The 16,341-nt window shown below is 56.5% G+C and carries 17 protein-coding genes; 15 read left to right on the top strand and 2 right to left on the bottom strand.

Annotation, left to right across the window (positions count from 1 at the left end; genetic code table 11):
* Positions 1-49: 49 nt before the first annotated feature.
* Positions 50-1,054, bottom strand: a complete 1,005-nt coding sequence (gene flk / locus ACR42C_RS16010; RefSeq protein ID WP_116338516.1) for a flagella biosynthesis regulator Flk — start codon at positions 1,052-1,054, stop codon at positions 50-52.
* 113 nt (positions 1,055-1,167) lie between these two features.
* Between flk and pdxB the strand changes: the two genes are divergently transcribed.
* From pdxB to hisP, 15 genes are all read left to right on the top strand, one after another.
* Complete coding sequence (pdxB, locus tag ACR42C_RS16005) at positions 1,168-2,304, top strand: 4-phosphoerythronate dehydrogenase PdxB (protein ID WP_192983218.1); 1,137 nt, start codon at positions 1,168-1,170, stop codon at positions 2,302-2,304.
* A gap of 67 nt (positions 2,305-2,371) precedes the next feature.
* Entirely contained in the window at positions 2,372-3,385 is a 1,014-nt protein-coding gene (locus ACR42C_RS16000; RefSeq protein WP_233002547.1) for an aspartate-semialdehyde dehydrogenase, read from the top strand.
* The gene (truA, locus tag ACR42C_RS15995) at positions 3,385-4,197 is read left to right on the top strand and encodes a tRNA pseudouridine(38-40) synthase TruA (RefSeq protein ID WP_008502600.1); all 813 of its coding nucleotides are present in this window, start codon (positions 3,385-3,387) and stop codon (positions 4,195-4,197) included. The genes ACR42C_RS16000 and truA overlap by 1 nt, the downstream gene beginning before the upstream one ends.
* Positions 4,198-4,225: 28 nt before the next feature.
* On the top strand, positions 4,226-4,885 hold the full coding sequence (locus ACR42C_RS15990) for a DedA family protein (protein ID WP_116338522.1): 660 nt from the start codon (positions 4,226-4,228) through the stop codon (positions 4,883-4,885).
* A gap of 154 nt (positions 4,886-5,039) precedes the next feature.
* Complete coding sequence (gene accD, locus ACR42C_RS15985; RefSeq protein WP_003861408.1) at positions 5,040-5,945, top strand: acetyl-CoA carboxylase, carboxyltransferase subunit beta; 906 nt, start codon at positions 5,040-5,042, stop codon at positions 5,943-5,945.
* Positions 5,946-6,015: 70 nt separating this feature from the next.
* Positions 6,016-7,284, top strand: a complete 1,269-nt coding sequence (folC, locus tag ACR42C_RS15980) for a bifunctional tetrahydrofolate synthase/dihydrofolate synthase (protein ID WP_116338524.1) — start codon at positions 6,016-6,018, stop codon at positions 7,282-7,284.
* Complete coding sequence (dedD, locus tag ACR42C_RS15975) at positions 7,274-7,972, top strand: cell division protein DedD (protein ID WP_163330278.1); 699 nt, start codon at positions 7,274-7,276, stop codon at positions 7,970-7,972. The genes folC and dedD overlap by 11 nt, the downstream gene beginning before the upstream one ends.
* Before the next feature lie 251 nt (positions 7,973-8,223).
* On the top strand, positions 8,224-8,712 hold the full coding sequence (gene cvpA / locus ACR42C_RS15970; RefSeq protein ID WP_000262116.1) for a colicin V production protein: 489 nt from the start codon (positions 8,224-8,226) through the stop codon (positions 8,710-8,712).
* 33 nt (positions 8,713-8,745) lie between these two features.
* Positions 8,746-10,263 (top strand): amidophosphoribosyltransferase, encoded by a 1,518-nt coding sequence (gene purF, locus ACR42C_RS15965; RefSeq protein WP_116338528.1) that lies wholly within the window; start codon positions 8,746-8,748, stop codon positions 10,261-10,263.
* 88 nt (positions 10,264-10,351) lie between these two features.
* The gene (locus ACR42C_RS15960) at positions 10,352-10,921 is read left to right on the top strand and encodes a UbiX family flavin prenyltransferase (protein WP_116338529.1); all 570 of its coding nucleotides are present in this window, start codon (positions 10,352-10,354) and stop codon (positions 10,919-10,921) included.
* A gap of 290 nt (positions 10,922-11,211) precedes the next feature.
* Positions 11,212-11,994 (top strand): lysine/arginine/ornithine ABC transporter substrate-binding protein ArgT, encoded by a 783-nt coding sequence (gene argT, locus ACR42C_RS15955; protein ID WP_116338531.1) that lies wholly within the window; start codon positions 11,212-11,214, stop codon positions 11,992-11,994.
* 226 nt (positions 11,995-12,220) lie between these two features.
* Positions 12,221-13,003 (top strand): histidine ABC transporter substrate-binding protein HisJ, encoded by a 783-nt coding sequence (gene hisJ, locus ACR42C_RS15950; protein WP_008502592.1) that lies wholly within the window; start codon positions 12,221-12,223, stop codon positions 13,001-13,003.
* Between the two features lie 87 nt (positions 13,004-13,090).
* Entirely contained in the window at positions 13,091-13,777 is a 687-nt protein-coding gene (locus ACR42C_RS15945; protein WP_048961437.1) for a histidine ABC transporter permease HisQ, read from the top strand.
* On the top strand, positions 13,774-14,490 hold the full coding sequence (locus ACR42C_RS15940) for an ABC transporter permease (RefSeq protein ID WP_028013953.1): 717 nt from the start codon (positions 13,774-13,776) through the stop codon (positions 14,488-14,490). Before ACR42C_RS15945 ends, ACR42C_RS15940 begins: the two co-directional genes overlap by 4 nt.
* Positions 14,491-14,498: 8 nt before the next feature.
* Entirely contained in the window at positions 14,499-15,272 is a 774-nt protein-coding gene (gene hisP, locus ACR42C_RS15935; protein WP_116338533.1) for a histidine ABC transporter ATP-binding protein HisP, read from the top strand.
* Positions 15,273-15,803: 531 nt separating this feature from the next.
* Here the strand turns inward: hisP and ACR42C_RS15930 are convergent.
* Complete coding sequence (locus ACR42C_RS15930) at positions 15,804-16,313, bottom strand: GNAT family N-acetyltransferase (protein WP_116338536.1); 510 nt, start codon at positions 16,311-16,313, stop codon at positions 15,804-15,806.
* Positions 16,314-16,341 lie beyond the last annotated feature (28 nt).

Genomic DNA, 16,341 nt, shown 5'->3' with positions numbered 1-16,341 from the left:
GGTTCGAGCCGTTGTAGGCCCGGTAAGCGTAGCGCCACCGGGCAAATCCTCAGGCAACCAGCCAGAAAATCGCCAGCGCAATCAATAACGCAATAAACATTAATCCCGGACGGGCAGAGAGCGTTCTGAACGTCTCCACAACGGGGGCAAACAGCGGGCTGTAGATCGGCTGAACGTTTCTTACCTCCGGCACGCCGCCTTCCCGCTCGGCGCGGCGAACGAAGATTTGATTGAGCAGATCCTGCACCTGCGCGGTGGTCAGCACCGTTTGCGGCGTGGCCTGCCAGTTCTGCTGGGCGTAATCCCGAATCACCTCGAACTCGTGCGGCTCCAGCGGCTGTTTAAGCGCCGCCTGAACGGTATGCAGGGTAGGGGCACTCTGGGTGCTGAGCGTCTGGCGCGCCTGAAGCCAGGTCACCAGATGGGTAAACTGCCTGGCCGGTATCAGCTCACCCGCCTTCACGCCGGACAGTTCAAGCATGGATTGCCAGATAAGCTTCGTCGACTCGCCGGTAGCGGCAGCCAGTTTGGTTACCATCTGGTTCAGCGTATTGTGCTCGGCAGGCTGCAGCGGGCGCTCGGTTGACGGGCGCACCTGAGGCTGCGGAATAGACAACTGATTGTTCTGCAACAACGTCAGCACGGTTTTAAGCTGGTCTGGCGTAAGCTGGCTCAGGGCGGTCTGGCCATACTGCTGACGGATAAAGTCACTGACAGCCTGACGATTATTTCCCTGGCCCAGCAGTTCGGTCAGCTGTGTGACAATCTGACGCGTGGTGTGGTTTTGCTGCGCAGTCGTAATACGCTGGTTGAGATTTTGCTCAGCGGCAGGGAAATGACGCGACTGCAGCGGTGCGTCGTTCCTCACGCCTAAGTCATGCTTTACCCCGGCCCAGACTTCCGCATTTTGTTGTGAAGTCAGCGCAATCAGGCGCGTGATCAGTCGCTCCAGCACGGTGCGCTGTTGCGTGGATAGCGGCTGTTCACCGGCAACGTTTGGCGTGACAGGGCCTTCACCCGGAGGGCGTGGCGGCGTACCTGAAATGGGCTGCATCGTCAAAAATCCTTAAAGTCAAAACTCAGCGTAAACCAGGTATACGTATATGCCTGGCGGCCAGATTATGGCACACTTGGCAGGTTTTCTTCCTCTCAAACAGGTACTCAGACGTGAAAATCCTCGTTGATGAAAATATGCCTTACGCCCGCGAGCTGTTTAGCCGTCTCGGCGACGTTAAGGCTGTCCCCGGTCGCCCAATCCCGGTCAACGAACTGGATGACGCAGACGCGCTGATGGTGCGCTCGGTGACTAAAGTAAATGAGGCGTTGCTTGCCGGTAAAGCGATCAAGTTTGTCGGAACCGCAACGGCAGGGACCGATCATGTGGACGATCGATGGTTGAAGCAGGCGGGAATCGGTTTTTCCGCCGCGCCGGGCTGTAACGCCATTGCCGTCGTGGAATACGTTTTCTCCTCGCTGCTGATGCTCGCCGAGCGCGACGGTTTTGCGTTGAAAGACCGCACCGTGGGGATTGTCGGCGTGGGTAACGTCGGCGGGCGCCTGCAAAAGCGCCTTGAAGCGTTAGGGATCCGCACGCTGCTGTGCGATCCGCCGCGTAAAGACAACGGCGACGACGAGGATTTCCGCGCGCTGGATGAGCTGGTAGAGCAGTGCGATGTGCTGACGTTCCACACGCCGCTGTTTAAAGAGGGGCCGTATAAGTCCCTGCACCTGGCTGATGAGGCGCTGATTCGTCGCCTGAAGGCTGGCACAATTCTGATAAATGCCTGCCGTGGCCCGGTGGTGGATAATGCCGCGCTGCTGAAATGTCTGGATGAAGGGCAAGACCTCAGCGTGGTGCTGGATGTCTGGGAGCCGGAGCCGGATCTCAACGTTGAACTGCTGAATAAGGTTGACGTAGCCACTGCGCATATCGCGGGATATACGCTTGAAGGCAAAGCGCGCGGCACGACGCAGGTGTTTGAAGCCTATAGCGCCTTTATTGGTCATCCGCAGCAGGTAGCGCTGGATACCTTACTCCCCGCGCCTGAATTTGGCCGCATTACGCTGCACGGTCCCCTCGATCAGGCAACGCTGAAAAGGCTGGTGCATTTAGTGTATGATGTGCGCCGCGATGACGCGCTGCTGCGTAAGGTGGCGGGGATCCCGGGTGAATTTGACAAGCTGCGCAAGAACTACGTTGAGCGCCGCGAGTGGTCTTCCCTGTATGTGATGTGCGACGACGCAACGGCTGCGGCGCTGCTCAAGAAACTGGGTTTTAATGCCGTTCATCACCCGGCGCATTAATGTCTTCTTAATGCTCCCTGTCGGATACGCCGACAGGGACGCTTTTTTATTTCTGGAGTAAACCACCATGTCTGAAGGCTGGAACATTGCCATTTTAGGTGCCACGGGTGCCGTGGGTGAAGCCCTGCTCGAAACCCTTGCTGAGCGTCAGTTCCCGGTGGGAGAAATTTATGCTCTGGCGCGCACCGACAGCGCGGGCGAGCATCTGCGTTTTGGCGGTAAATCCGTCATGGTTCAGGACGCGGCAGAGTTTGACTGGACTCAGGCGCAGCTGGCGTTTTTTGCCGCGGGGGCTGAGGCGACGGCGTCTTACATCGAAGATGCGACCAATTCGGGCTGTCTGGCGATCGACCTGAGCGGTCTCTTCTCCCTGGAGCCGGACGTGCCGCTGGTGGTCCCGGACGTCAACCCGTTTGTGCTGGCTGACTACCGTAACCGCAATATCATCGCGGTCCCGAACAGTCTGACCAGCCAGCTGCTGACCGCGCTGAAGCCGCTGATTGACGACGGCGGCCTGTCGCGTATCACCGTGACCAGCCTGCTGTCCGCCTCGGCAAATGGCAAAAAGGCCGTCGACGCGCTGGCAGGGCAAAGCGCGAAGCTGCTGAACGGCATCCCGATTGACGAAGACGATTTCTTCGGTCGCCAGCTGGCGTTCAACATGCTGCCGCTGCTGCCGGATCGTGAAGGTTCCGTGCGCGAAGAGCGCCGTCTCGTCGACGAAGCGCGCAAAATTCTGCAGGACGAGGGGCTGATGATTTCCGCCAGCGTCGTGCAGTCGCCGGTCTTCTACGGCCACGCGCAGATGGTCGGTTTTGAAGCGCTGCGCCCGCTCGCGGCAGAAGAAGCGCGCGATGCGTTTGGCCGCGGTGAAGACATTGTCCTTTCCGAAGAGAGCGAGTTCCCGACGCAGGTGGGCGACGCTACCGGCAGCGCGCATCTCTCCGTTGGCTGCGTGCGTAACGACTACGGTATGCCGGAGCAGGTTCAGTTCTGGTCCGTTGCGGATAACGTTCGCTTTGGCGGCGCGCTGATGGCGGTCAAGATCGCCGAGAAGCTGGTGCAGGAGTATCTGTACTGATGTCAGACGTGGAACAGAAGCCGGTTCATAAAATTGCCCTCGGTATTGAGTACGACGGCAGTAAATATTATGGCTGGCAGCGTCAGAATGAGGTACGCAGCGTCCAGGAAAAGCTGGAGAAAGCGCTCTCTCAGGTGGCAAACGAGCCGATAAACGTCCTGTGCGCGGGACGTACGGACGCGGGTGTTCACGGCACGGGGCAGGTGGTGCACTTTGAAACCACCGCCGTGCGTAAGGATGCTGCCTGGACGCTGGGTGTAAATGCGAATTTGCCTGGTGACATCGCGGTGCGTTGGGTGAAAGCTGTGCCGGATGATTTTCACGCGCGCTTCAGCGCGACGGCGCGTCGCTATCGTTATGTCATTTACAACCAGCGTCTGCGCCCGGCGGTGTTAAGCCAGGGCGTGACGCATTTTTATGAACCGCTCGATGCAGAACGCATGCATCGCGCGGCGCAGTGTCTGATTGGTGAAAATGACTTTACGTCGTTTCGTGCGGTGCAGTGTCAGTCCCGCACGCCGTGGCGTAACGTCATGCACATTAACGTCAGTCGTTTTGGCGCGTATGTGGTGGTGGATATCAAAGCCAATGCCTTTGTACATCATATGGTGCGGAATATTGTAGGCAGCCTGATGGAAGTGGGTGCCGGACACCAGCCGGAGAGCTGGATTGCAGACCTGCTGGCAGCGAAGGACAGAACGCTTGCGGCAGCCACGGCGAAAGCGGAAGGACTGTATCTGGTCTCTGTAGACTATCCGGATCGGTTTGACCTGCCAAAACCGCCAATGGGCCCGCTGTTTTTAGCGGACTAAACAAAGGTGCAATTAAGGCTTAGACAATATGGACGTAATACGTTTTCTGATTGATTTCATTCTGCATATTGATGTTCACCTGGCGGAGCTGGTGGCGCAGTACGGCGTCTGGGTTTACGCCATTCTGTTCCTCATTCTGTTCTGTGAAACCGGGCTGGTCGTTACGCCGTTCCTGCCTGGCGACTCGCTGCTGTTTGTAGCCGGCGCGTTATCGGCGTTGCCCACCAATGATTTGAACGTGCATCTGATGGTGGTATTGATGGTGATCGCCGCGATTGTCGGGGATGCTGTCAACTATACGATTGGCAGAGTGTTCGGTGAGCGCTTGTTCAGCAATCCTGATTCAAAAATTTTCCGCCGCAGCTATTTAGACAAGACTCATGCCTTCTACGAACGTCATGGTGGAAAAACCATTATCCTTGCGCGTTTTGTGCCTATTGTGCGCACATTTGCACCGTTTGTGGCGGGAATGGGGCATATGTCCTATCGTCATTTTGCAATGTATAACGTCGCAGGCGCGCTGCTGTGGGTGCTACTGTTTACCTATGCAGGGTACCTGTTTGGCGATTTGCCGGTGGTTCAGGAAAACCTTAAGTTACTGATTGTAGCGATTATTGTGCTTTCCGTTCTGCCGGGCGTTATCGAAATCATTCGTCACAAACGTGCGGCGGCAAAACAAGCGAAGTAAATGCACACTGGCGGTTCGACCACTTTTTTATCCAAAGTTTCGGGCTGTTATGTTTTAATGTGCAACATTCATGGTCTGTTGGAGGCAAAAATGGCATTATTCGCCTCTTATAGCAAAACTGGCATACGACCAGGTTCAGGCAGAAAGGTTATCAATGAGCTGGATTGAACGAATTAAAAGCAACATTACCCCGACGCGCAAAGCGAGCATTCCTGAAGGGGTATGGACGAAGTGTGATAGCTGCGGCCAGGTTCTGTATCGTGCAGAACTGGAGCGCAATCTTGAGGTGTGTCCGAAGTGCGACCACCATATGCGTATGTCGGCGCGCAACCGCCTGCATAGCCTGCTGGACGAAGGTTCTCTGGTAGAACTGGGCAGTGAACTGGAGCCAAAAGATGTGCTCAAGTTCCGCGATTCCAAAAAATACAAAGATCGTCTGGCCTCTGCACAGAAAGAGACCGGCGAGAAAGACGCGCTGATCGTCATGAAAGGCACCCTGCATGAGATGCCGGTTGTTGCCGCTGCGTTTGAGTTCTCCTTTATGGGCGGCTCTATGGGCTCCGTGGTGGGCGCGCGCTTTGTGCGTGCCGTTGAGCAGGCGCTGGAAGACAACTGCCCGCTGATCTGCTTCTCTGCCTCTGGCGGTGCACGTATGCAGGAAGCGCTGATGTCCTTGATGCAGATGGCGAAAACCTCTGCAGCGCTGGCGAAAATGCAGGAGCGCGGTCTGCCGTACATCTCCGTGCTGACTGACCCAACCATGGGTGGCGTCTCTGCAAGCTTCGCGATGCTGGGCGACCTGAACATCGCTGAGCCAAAAGCGCTGATCGGCTTTGCCGGTCCTCGCGTCATCGAGCAGACCGTTCGTGAAAAGCTGCCGCCTGGCTTCCAGCGCAGTGAGTTCCTCATTGAGAAAGGCGCTATCGACATGATCGTCCGCCGCCCTGAAATGCGCCTGAAACTGGCCAGCATTCTGGCGAAGCTGATGAATCTGCCAGCGCCGAACCCGGATGAGCCGCGCGAAGGCGTGGTGGTACCGGATCAGGAACCCGAGGCCTGATAACTGAAAAGGGCAGGGCCAGATGGCGCTGCCCTTTTGCTTTATAACCTGTTAATGACAACCGGGCATTATGGAAAATAAAAGCATTCCCCAAGCCACGTCGCCCCTGGCCGCGTGGCTTTCTTATCTGGAAAACCTGCACAGTAAAACAATCGATATGGGGCTTGATCGCGTAAGTCAGGTTGCCGCGCGTCTCGACGTGCTGAAACCGGCGCCTTTCGTGTTTACCGTAGCCGGCACTAACGGTAAAGGCACCACCTGCCGCACGCTGGAATCTGTTCTGATGGCGGCGGGTTACAAAGTTGGCGTCTACAGCTCCCCGCATCTGGTGCGTTACACCGAGCGCGTTCGCGTGCAAAACAGCGAGCTGGCGGAATCTGCCCATACGGCGTCGTTCGCGGCTATCGAAGCGGCGCGCGGGGAAACCTCATTAACTTATTTCGAATACGGTACCCTGTCGGCGCTGTGGCTGTTTAAACAGGCGCAGCTGGACGTGGTAATTCTGGAAGTTGGCCTGGGCGGGCGTCTGGATGCAACCAATATGGTGGATGCGGACGTGGCGGTGGTCACCAGCATCGCGCTGGATCACACTGACTGGCTGGGCCCGGACCGTGAAAGTATTGGCCGCGAAAAGGCCGGTATATTCCGCGCAAATAAGCCCGCCGTGGTCGGCGAGCCGGACATGCCGCACACCATCGCTGATGTAGCAAACGAGAAGGGCGCACGGCTCCTGCGCCGCGGCGTTGACTGGCAGTATGAGGTACAGGACAACGGCTGGCGCTTCAGCGATGCACAGGGTGCGCTGGACAACCTGCCGCTGCCGCAGGTACCACAGCCGAACGCGGCCACCGCGCTGGCGGCACTGCGCGCCAGCGGATTAGCGGTCAGCGAGCAGGCTATCCGCGACGGTATTCAGAGCGCAATTCTGCCGGGGCGTTTCCAGATCGTCAGCGAGTCACCGCGTCTGATCCTGGACGTGGCGCACAACCCGCATGCGGCGGCGTATCTCGCAGGACGTCTCAAATCGTTACCAAAAACCGGGCGCGTGCTGGCGGTTATCGGTATGCTTCATGATAAAGATATCGGCGGGACGCTGGCCTGCATGGAGAGTGTGGTCGATAGCTGGTATTGTGCTCCTCTGGAGGGGCCGCGCGGCGCGACCGCTGAGCAGCTGATGGAACATCTCGGCAAAGGCGCAATCTACAGTAGCGTGGCGCAGGCCTGGCATGCCGCGATGGCGGAGGCTAAACCAGAAGATACCGTGCTGGTGTGTGGCTCTTTCCACACGGTGGCACATGTCATGGAAGTGATGGACGCGGGGAGAACCGGTGGCGAGTAAGTTTCAGAACCGTTTAACAGGAACCATTGTGCTGGTCGCGCTCGGGGTAATTATTCTTCCCGGGCTGCTCGACGGGCAGAAAAAACATTATCAGGACGAGTTTGCAGCCATTCCGCTGGTGCCGAAGCCGGGCGATCGTGATGAACCGGATATGCTGCCTGCGGCGACGCAGGCGCTGCCTGCTCAGCCGCCTGAAGGGGCGGCGGAAGAAGTCCGCGCGGGCGATGCCGCTGCACCGTCACTCGATCCGTCGCGTCTGGCGGCGAATAACAACATCGAGATCGATCCGGTACCGGTAGAGAAGCCTAAGCCTGTTGAAAAACCGAAGCCGGTAGAGAAACCGCAGCCGAAGCCACAGCAACAGCCACAGCGGGATAAAGCGGCAGAGCAGCTGGCTGCAGCGTCTGAAACTCCACCTCCGGCGAAGCAAGACGCGGCCCCGACCGGCAAAGCCTACGTTGTGCAGCTGGGGGCGCTGAAAAACGCCGATAAAGTCAACGAGGTTGTCGGTAAACTGCGCAGCGCGGGATATCGCGTTTACACTTCACCTTCCACGCCGGTGCAGGGTAAAATTACCCGTATTCTCGTGGGGCCGGAAGCGTCGAAAGACAAGCTGAAGGGGTCGCTCGGCGAGCTGAAGCAGATCTCCGGGCTGAGCGGTGTGGTGATGAGCTACAGCGCGAACTGATAAGATCTATCCCTCACCCCGGCCCTCTCCCCAAAGGGGAGAGGGTGAAAGTCGCATCGAGCGCGTTTGTATCATACTGCATCGTACCGTCCCCTCTCCCCTTGGGGAGAGGGTTAGGGTGAGGGGCGTTGAACATTTTTTCAGCGCCTTTTTTATTTACGCGCGGGAAGGAAATCCCTACGCAAACGTTTTCTTTTTCTGTTAGAATTCGCCCCGAACTGGATGACAGGGCGTTTAATCGTGGGACACATATGGTCTGGATTGATTACGCCATCATTGCGGTGATTGGTTTTTCCTGTCTGGTTAGCCTGATCCGTGGCTTTGTTCGTGAAGCGTTATCGCTGGTAACCTGGGGTTGTGCTTTCTTTGTTGCCAGTCATTACTACACTTACCTGTCTGTCTGGTTCACGGGCTTTGAAGATGAACTGGTCCGAAATGGAATCGCCATCGCGGTGCTGTTTATCGCGACGCTGATTGTCGGCGCTATCGTGAATTATGTGATAGGTCAGCTGGTCGAGAAAACCGGTCTGTCAGGAACGGACAGGGTACTCGGCATCTGTTTCGGGGCGTTGCGAGGCGTGCTGATTGTGGCCGCGATCCTGTTCTTCCTGGATACCTTCACCGGGTTCTCCAAAAGTGAAGACTGGCAGAAATCGCAGCTCATTCCAGAATTCAGCTTCATCATCAGATGGTTCTTTGACTATCTGCAAAGCTCGTCGAGTTTTTTGCCCAGGGCATAAACCCTGAGATGTGGCTTAACGAGGAAAAGACGAATGTGCGGTATTGTCGGTATCGCCGGTTTCATGCCGGTAAACCAGTCGATTTATGACGCGTTAACGGTGCTTCAGCACCGTGGGCAGGATGCTGCGGGTATCATCACCATTGATGCAAACAACTGCTTCCGTTTACGTAAGGCGAATGGCCTGGTAAACGATGTGTTTGAAGCCCGCCATATGCAGCGTCTGCAAGGTAATATGGGGATCGGTCACGTTCGTTATCCTACTGCTGGCAGTTCCAGCGCCTCTGAGGCACAGCCTTTCTACGTCAACTCGCCGTATGGCATCACGCTTGCCCATAACGGCAACCTGACCAACGCCCATGAGCTGCGTAAGAAGCTGTTCGAAGAGAAACGTCGCCACATTAACACCACCTCTGATTCAGAAATCCTGCTCAATGTGTTCGCCAGCGAGCTGGATAACTTCCGTCATTACCCGCTGGAAGCAGACAATATCTTCGCTGCCATTGCTGCGACCAACCGCCAGATCCGCGGTGCGTACGCCTGCGTGGCGATGATCATCGGTCACGGTATGGTTGCCTTCCGCGATCCAAACGGCATTCGTCCGCTGGTGCTGGGTAAGCGCGACCTTGGCGATGGCCGTACCGAATATATGGTTGCCTCTGAGAGCGTGGCGCTGGATACCCTGGGCTTCGAATTCCTGCGCGACGTTGCGCCGGGCGAAGCGGTCTATATCACTGAGAAGGGCCAGCTGTTTACCCGCCAGTGTGCTGACAACCCGGTCAGCAACCCGTGCCTGTTTGAATACGTCTACTTCGCCCGTCCGGATTCGTTCATCGACAAAATCTCCGTATACAGCGCGCGCGTGAACATGGGCACGAAGCTCGGCGAGAAGATTGCCCGCGAGTGGGACGATCTCGACATCGACGTGGTTATTCCTATCCCGGAAACCTCCTGCGATATCGCCCTGGAAATTGCCCGCATTCTGGAAAAGCCATACCGTCAGGGCTTCGTGAAAAACCGCTACGTTGGCCGCACCTTTATCATGCCGGGCCAGCATCTGCGCCGTAAGTCCGTGCGCCGTAAGCTGAACGCCAACCGCGCGGAATTCCGCGACAAGAACGTTCTGCTGGTGGATGACTCCATCGTTCGCGGCACCACCTCTGAGCAGATTATCGAGATGGCGCGCGAAGCGGGTGCGAAGAAAGTCTACCTGGCATCTGCCGCGCCGGAAATTCGCTTTCCGAACGTGTACGGCATCGATATGCCAACCGCCAACGAGCTGATTGCTCACGGTCGCGAAGTGGACGAAATTCGCCAGATCATCGGTGCCGACGGCCTGATTTTCCAGGATCTGAACGATCTCATCGACGCGGTGCGCGCCGAGAACCCGGAAATTCAGCAGTTCGAATGCTCCGTGTTTAACGGCGTCTACGTGACGAAAGACGTTGACCAGCAGTACCTTGACTATCTTGATTCGCTGCGCAATGACGATGCGAAAGCCGTTCAGCTGCAAAACGATCTCGAAAGCTTAGAGATGCACAACGAAGGTTGATCTCTTCGCAGGTGAGGGCGCGTGCCCTCACTTGCAACTCCCCGCAAAATCCTGCACAGTCAGCCCAGAAATCAGCAAGGGCGAAATCATGAAACGACTCATTATTGGCATCAGCGGTGCCAGCGGCGCGATTTACGGCGTACGCCTGCTACAGGTTTTGCGTAACGTGGCAGAAGTGGAAACGCATCTGGTGATGAGCCAGGCGGCGCGACAAACCCTCTCCCTTGAAACGGATCTTTCCCTGCGCGATGTCCAGGCACTGGCAGACGTGGTTCACGATGCCCGCGATATCGCCGCCAGCATCTCCTCAGGCTCGTTTAAAACCGCCGGCATGGTTATCCTGCCCTGCTCAATTAAAACGCTCTCCGGGATTGTGAACAGCTATACCGACACCCTGGTGACGCGCGCGGCGGACGTGGTGCTGAAGGAGCGTCGCCCGCTGGTGCTCTGCGTGCGGGAAACGCCGCTGCATCTGGGCCATCTGCGCTTAATGACCCAGGCCGCCGAGTTGGGCGCGGTGATCATGCCGCCGGTACCGGCGTTCTATCACCGACCACAGTCGCTGGACGATGTGATTAATCAGACCATCAATCGCGTGCTGGATCAGTTTGACATCGACCTGCCCGAAGATCTCTTCACCCGCTGGCAGGGAGCCTGATTCTGTGCACAAATGCTGTGCATGAAAAGAGCCGTTGCCCTGTTTCAGGGCAATTATGCAACGGCGATCATATCCTCGACATTTAATTCGCTTTTTCCCTATTTCTCTTTCCGGTTCGTTCGGCAGACCTGCTATCTTTCACCATTAAGGCAATATCGCAACGTTTTATTAACATATTTAACGTCGAAGTTTTGACCAGACGGCAATGTGGCATAAGACCTGCAAGAGAAGCCTGCAACACAACACACAACACAATACATAATAAAATCACGGTACTTGAGGGTAAATGTATGAAGAAGACGGTTCTGGCTCTGTCTTTGCTGGTGGGGTTAAGTGCAGCAGCAGGTAGCTACGCAGCGCTTCCACAGACGGTTCGTATCGGTACAGACGCAACCTACGCGCCATTCTCTTCCAAGGATGCGAAGGGCGATTTCGTGGGGTTTGACATCGATCTGGGAAATGAAATGTGCAAACGTATGGAAGTGAAATGCACATGGGTGGGCAGCGACTTCGACGCGTTAATCCCGTCGCTGAAGGCAAAGAAAATCGACGCCATTATCTCTTCTCTCTCCATCACCGAAAAGCGTCAGCAGGAGATCGCGTTCTCTGACAAGCTCTACGCTGCGGATTCGCGTCTGATTGCCGCGAAAGGTTCCCCGATTCAACCGACCATCGACTCGCTGAAAGGCAAGCACGTTGGCGTACTCCAGGGATCGACCCAGGAAGGTTACGCCAATGCCAACTGGCGCGAGAAGGGCGTCGACGTGGTGGCTTACCAGAACCAGGATCTGATCTACTCTGACCTGGCGGCGGGCCGTCTGGATGCCGCGTTCCAGGATGAAGTCGCCGCGAGCGAAGGGTTCCTGAAGCAGTCGGCAGGTAAAGACTACGCCTTTGCGGGCCCGTCCGTGAAAGACAAAAAATACTTTGGTGACGGCACCGGCATTGGCCTGCGCAAGGACGATAAAGAGCTTAAAGCCGCCTTTGACAAAGCGTTTGCCGAGCTGCGCAAAGACGGTACCTACGACAAACTGGCGAAGAAATACTTCGACTTCAACGTCTACGGTGACTAACGCATCACGGTGATGCACTGATGTGGTGCATCGTGGGTGAGGATGATTCAATATGGTGCGGTCTGTGCACCATATTGGGTCGCTGTGTGCATACTTAAGCATTAATAATGCAAAAAATCCCGCCAGAAAGGCATTATTCTTTGCCTGACAGCGGGGATTAATGGCACATTAACCCCACCCCGTCGTCGTAAAAAAACCGTATGTAGACAGTTTGTTGAGGACAAATATGAAAAAACTCGTGTTGTCACTATCCCTCGTGCTGGCCTTTTCCAGCGCCACCGCGGCATTCGCAGCCATTCCGCAGAAAATCCGTATTGGTACTGATCCAACCTATGCGCCGTTTGAATCGAAGAATTCAAAGGGTGAACTGGTGGGTTTTGACATCGATTTGGCCAATGAGCTGTGCAAACGCATCAAAGCGCAGTGTACTTATGTAGAAAACCCGCTGGATGCGCTGATCCCTTCCCTGAAAGCCAAAAAAATCGACGTGATTATGTCCTCGCTTTCCATTACCGAGAAACGCCAGCAGGAGATTGCCTTCACCGACAAGCTCTATGCGGCCGATTCACGTCTGGTGGTGGCAAAGTCTTCAGACATTCAACCGACCCTCGAGTCGCTGAAGGGGAAACGCGTGGGCGTGCTGCAGGGCACCACGCAGGAAACCTACGGTAACGAACACTGGGCGCCGAAGGGGATTGAAATCGTCTCCTATCAGGGCCAGGAAAATATTTACGCAGACCTGACGGCAGGCCGTATTGATGCGGCATTCCAGGATGAAGTCGCGGCAAGCGAAGGCTTCCTGAAAACGCCGGTGGGTAAAGATTACAAGTTCGGCGGCCCGTCCATTAAGGATGTGAAGTTGTTTGGTGTAGGCACCGGAATGGGCCTGCGCAAAGAAGACAACGAGCTGCGTGAAGCGCTGAACAAAGCGTTTGCGGAAATGCGCGCTGACGGTACCTATGACAAGCTGGCGAAAAAGTACTTCGATTTCAATGTGTACGGCGGCTAATCGCTCCGTCAAATAACGTGCGGCCCCTCCCGCTGCGGGAGGGGATAAGACACGGTTTACCACTCACGATACGACAGGGCTCGCGGTATGCTGTACGGATTTTCTGGCGTTATTTTACAGGGCGCGCTTGTCACCCTTGAGCTGGCTATCAGCTCCGTGGTGCTGGCGGTGCTGATAGGTCTGGCGGGCGCAGGGGCGAAGCTTTCGGCTAACAAACCGCTGGCGCTCATTTTCGAAGGTTATACCACGCTCATTCGCGGCGTACCCGATCTGGTGCTGATGCTGCTTATCTTTTACGGTCTGCAGATTGCGCTGAACAGCGTGACGGATGCGATGGGGATGGGACAAATTGATATCGACCCGATGGTGGCCGGTATTATTACCCTCGGTTTTATCTACGGTGCCTACTTCACGGAAACCTTCCGTGGCGCTTACATGGCGGTCCCAAGAGGACACATTGAAGCGGCAACCGCATTTGGTTTTACCTCTTCACAAACGTTTCGCCGAATCATGTTCCCGGCCATGATGCGCTATGCGCTGCCGGGCATCGGCAACAACTGGCAGGTTATTCTCAAAGCGACGGCGCTGGTCTCGCTGCTCGGTCTGGAAGACGTTGTTAAAGCGACTCAGCTGGCGGGCAAGAGCACCTGGGAGCCGTTCTACTTTGCGGTAGTCTGCGGCGTGATCTATCTGGTCTTTACGACCGTCTCCAATGGTGTGCTGCTTCTGCTCGAACGTCGCTACTCCGTGGGTGTGAAGAGGGCTGACCTGTGATTGAGATTATTCAGGAATACTGGAAATCCCTGCTGTGGACGGATGGCTACCGCTTTACCGGCGTGGCGATTACGCTCTGGCTGCTGATTTCTTCCGTGGTGATGGGCGGCATTCTGGCGGTGTTTCTCGCCATCGGCCGCGTGTCGAACAACAAGTTTATCCAGTTCCCGATCTGGCTGTTTACCTATGTGTTTCGCGGCACGCCGCTGTACGTGCAGCTGCTGGTGTTCTATTCGGGGATGTATACGCTTGAGATCGTAAAAGGCACGGAAATGCTGAACGCGTTCTTCCGCAGTGGCCTGAACTGTACGGTGCTGGCGCTAACGCTCAACACCTGCGCCTATACCACCGAGATTTTCGCCGGGGCCATTCGTTCCGTGCCGCACGGAGAGATCGAGGCGGCGCGCGCGTACGGCTTCTCCTCCGTGAAGCTTTACCGCTGTATTATTCTGCCTTCGGCGCTGCGTATCGCGCTTCCGGCGTACAGCAACGAAGTGATTTTGATGCTGCACTCCACCGCGCTCGCCTTTACCGCGACGGTGCCGGATCTGCTCAAAATCGCGCGCGATATCAACTCCGCGACCTATCAGCCGTTTACCGCGTTTGGCATTGCGGCGGTGCTCTATTTAATTATCTCTTATGTTCTGATTAGCCTGTTCCGTAAGGCTGAAAAACGCTGGTTGCAGCATATAAAACCTTCTTCGACGCACTGAGAAAGATGATGGCTGAGAACAAATTAAACGTTATTGATTTGCACAAACGCTACGGCGAACATGAAGTGCTGAAAGGGGTGTCGCTGCAGGCGAATGCGGGCGATGTGATCAGTATCATCGGCTCATCCGGCTCGGGTAAAAGTACCTTCCTGCGCTGCATTAACTTCCTCGAAAAGCCGAGCGAAGGTTCGATTGTGGTGAGCGGGCAGACTATTAACCTGGTCCGTGACAAAGACGGCCAGCTGAAGGTGGCGGATAAGAATCAGCTGCGCCTGCTGCGCACGCGCCTGACGATGGTGTTCCAGCATTTCAACCTCTGGAGCCACATGACGGTGCTGGAGAATGTGATGGAAGCACCGGTTCAGGTCCTGGGCCTGAGCAAGCAGGAAGCCCGCGAGCGCGCGGTGAAATACCTGGCGAAAGTGGGTATCGACGAGCGCCAGCAGATGAAGTACCCGGTGCACCTCTCCGGCGGCCAGCAGCAGCGTGTCTCTATCGCCCGCGCGCTGGCGATGGAACCGGAGGTGCTGCTGTTCGACGAACCGACCTCCGCGCTGGACCCGGAACTCGTCGGCGAAGTGCTGCGCATCATGCAGAAGCTGGCCGAAGAGGGCAAAACGATGGTAGTGGTGACGCACGAGATGGGCTTCGCCCGTAACGTCTCGAACCACGTGATTTTCCTGCATCAGGGGAAAATTGAAGAGCAGGGCCACCCGGATGAGGTGCTGGCGAACCCGCAGAGCCCGCGGTTGCAGCAGTTCCTCAAAGGATCTCTGAAGTAAAGAAGGCATCAGCCCGCAGTGCAGCCCAACCGCCCGGTGGCGCTTCGCTTACCGGGCCCACGGGCCAGGTGTTCTCCCTCTCCCCGTGGGCTGAGGAATCCCCAGTAATTTATAAGCAGAAGCAATAAGGTTGTTTCAGAATGAGTTAAAGCTTTCAGCGACGCCCTGGTCCGGCTGTAAATCGCCGAAGCGTTTCCGTAAGGCCGGGGCGAGGCGCACGGATGCGCCGAGAGGGCGTGGCCTGCAGGGATGCAGGCTCATGCCCGACCCGATAGCCTGAAGGAATAAGCTGAGGGCACCGCGAAGCGGCGATTTACCGCCGGGAGCCCGGGTCGCCAGGGCGGTGGCGACTGAGCCGCCCTGGCACGTTCACTGGTCATGTCCTTACAGAGTAGCAAGGAACATAAAGTGAACGGAATGACCACCAGAGCCGTATGTTCCCCCTCACCCCAGCCCTCTCCCTCAAGGGAGAGGGGGGCGTTCGTGCTGGCATTAATTTGTGGGGATTCCTCAACCCCGTGGGTGAGGGCCTCAGGCCGCACCACACTCCAGCCGATACACCCAGTCGTCATAACGCACGCCGTCAATCTCATACGCCTTTTCCAGCACCTGCGTGCGCACAAAACCGGCTTTCTCCAGCACCCGCACGGACCCGCCGTTGTCCGCCAGCACGTACGCGTTAATCGCTCTCACGCCGGTCTGGTTAAACGCATAGTCACACACCGCGCGCAGCGCCTCACTGGCGATACCTTTTCCCTGCGCCGCAGGCACAACCGTGTAGCCGATGTCCGCCTCTGCACGATTCTCCTGACTGATTTGCAGGCCGATATCCCCCAGCGGCGTATCTTCATTCAGAAAGCGGATCACGAAGACATGCTCCGCCATCAGGCGTGCGGCAAACACGCGTCGGGTCTCTTTTTCGGGAGCAATCGCGGCCATATAGCGCATGATGTCGCGGTTTTCGCGCAGCGAGCGGAAGAACGCCCAGTCTGAGGGTTCGAAAGGGGTGAGGTGAAGCCGGGGAGTGGTGATGGTTGCCATTGTTACGCCATTTCATCGGAACATGGCG

The organism is Enterobacter sp. MG-EB028 (assembly GCF_056673305.1).
This window is presented reverse-complemented; position numbering and strand designations above follow the sequence as displayed.

Excerpts from the sequence above, each read along its gene's own strand:
- cvpA (WP_000262116.1), top strand. The coding sequence starts at position 8,224 with ATGGTCTGGATTGATTACGCCATCATTGCGGTGATTGGTTTTTCCTGT.
- accD (WP_003861408.1), top strand. The coding sequence starts at position 5,040 with ATGAGCTGGATTGAACGAATTAAAAGCAACATTACCCCGACGCGCAAA.
- ACR42C_RS16000 (WP_233002547.1), top strand. The coding sequence starts at position 2,372 with ATGTCTGAAGGCTGGAACATTGCCATTTTAGGTGCCACGGGTGCCGTG.
- ACR42C_RS15930 (WP_116338536.1), bottom strand. The coding sequence starts at position 16,313 with ATGGCAACCATCACCACTCCCCGGCTTCACCTCACCCCTTTCGAACCC.
- truA (WP_008502600.1), top strand. The coding sequence starts at position 3,385 with ATGTCAGACGTGGAACAGAAGCCGGTTCATAAAATTGCCCTCGGTATT.
- folC (WP_116338524.1), top strand. The coding sequence starts at position 6,016 with ATGGAAAATAAAAGCATTCCCCAAGCCACGTCGCCCCTGGCCGCGTGG.
- hisJ (WP_008502592.1), top strand. The coding sequence starts at position 12,221 with ATGAAAAAACTCGTGTTGTCACTATCCCTCGTGCTGGCCTTTTCCAGC.
- ACR42C_RS15960 (WP_116338529.1), top strand. The coding sequence starts at position 10,352 with ATGAAACGACTCATTATTGGCATCAGCGGTGCCAGCGGCGCGATTTAC.
- flk (WP_116338516.1), bottom strand. The coding sequence starts at position 1,054 with ATGCAGCCCATTTCAGGTACGCCGCCACGCCCTCCGGGTGAAGGCCCT.
- purF (WP_116338528.1), top strand. The coding sequence starts at position 8,746 with ATGTGCGGTATTGTCGGTATCGCCGGTTTCATGCCGGTAAACCAGTCG.
- ACR42C_RS15990 (WP_116338522.1), top strand. The coding sequence starts at position 4,226 with ATGGACGTAATACGTTTTCTGATTGATTTCATTCTGCATATTGATGTT.
- argT (WP_116338531.1), top strand. The coding sequence starts at position 11,212 with ATGAAGAAGACGGTTCTGGCTCTGTCTTTGCTGGTGGGGTTAAGTGCA.
- hisP (WP_116338533.1), top strand. The coding sequence starts at position 14,499 with ATGGCTGAGAACAAATTAAACGTTATTGATTTGCACAAACGCTACGGC.
- ACR42C_RS15945 (WP_048961437.1), top strand. The coding sequence starts at position 13,091 with ATGCTGTACGGATTTTCTGGCGTTATTTTACAGGGCGCGCTTGTCACC.